Annotated in this window: 1 protein-coding gene; it reads left to right on the top strand. The window is 29.6% G+C overall.

Annotated elements, in window-relative coordinates; translation table 11 throughout:
• Positions 1-999: transposase (locus tag B5E87_RS14780; RefSeq protein ID WP_087246173.1), on the top strand; the 999-nt coding region annotated here is incomplete at its 5' end.
• Positions 1,000-1,125 lie beyond the last annotated feature (126 nt).

Consider the following 1,125-nt stretch of genomic DNA (forward strand, 5'->3'; position numbering starts at 1 on the left):
GAAAATGCTAGAGTTTTTGGAGTTAATGATCCCAATAGAAACAATTTATTTAAAGCTTCTCCAAGAATATCTGGATTTTTAGATGTATGCAATGGTATATATATTGATGTATTGATTAAATCTTATAAGGATTCTGAAATACCCATGGCATATGAACAAATGAATAATATTCATGATATTCTAGAAAAGCAGAAAGTTATATACATGGGTGACCGCAATTATCCATCAACTGATATCTTTGTTTATTATAATATGAAAGGCGATAAATTCTGTTACAGAGGAAAAACAAACTTTTATAAGAAACAACTAGAAAATATTGAAAGAGATGGTTGGATTGAAGTAGATTTGGATGACAGATGGATTAATTGCTTTAAAGTTGAGGAAGTCAAGGATTATGCCAGAGGACATAGGAATTTCAGGTTAAGAGTCATCAAAGTTATGAAATCTGAATTAAGACAATTAAAGGTTAGTGAAAAAGATGAAGAAATCATTATTTTCACGAATCTTGATGAAAATGAATGGCCAACAAAAGAAGTGCTACAGCTTTATGGAAACCGATGGTCAGCAGAAACCGGATATGATATCCTAAAAAATAAGATTGAGATGGAAAAAGTAACGAGCGAAAAAGCAGAACTCATACTGCAGGAATTACATTCACAGGTTATAGTTCATAATTTAGCTGCAATGATAAAAAAAGAATCAGATAAACTGATCACACATACTGAAAAATATAATTATCAGACAAATATAAATAACCTGATACAATTATTAAGGGCTAATCTTGCAAAACTATTAAACATGAAAGATGGATTCAGGAGACTCATAAATAAAATAATAAGAAAAGCCTCAAAAAATAAAGAGCCTATTCGACCCAATAGACTCTTTGGAAGATGGAATGTCTATACCAAGAAACCAACAACACTCAAATATAGAGTTGATGGCAAACGAAATCCCAAAGTTAGAAAAATGAAAAAGGGATATTTACGTATAAAACGCTAATCGGTAGTATAGACATCATTTTCTAAAAAAATTATAACTTAAAAACTTAAAAAAATCATTAAAAATGATCAGTATCTTTTTGTGCTTTTTTAGCACAGAAAGAAAAAAAGGGAGAATTTTGAATTT

The organism is Massilimicrobiota sp. An142 (assembly GCF_002160725.1).
Taxonomy (GTDB): Bacteria; Bacillota_I; Bacilli_A; order Erysipelotrichales; family Coprobacillaceae; genus Allocoprobacillus; species Allocoprobacillus merdigallinarum.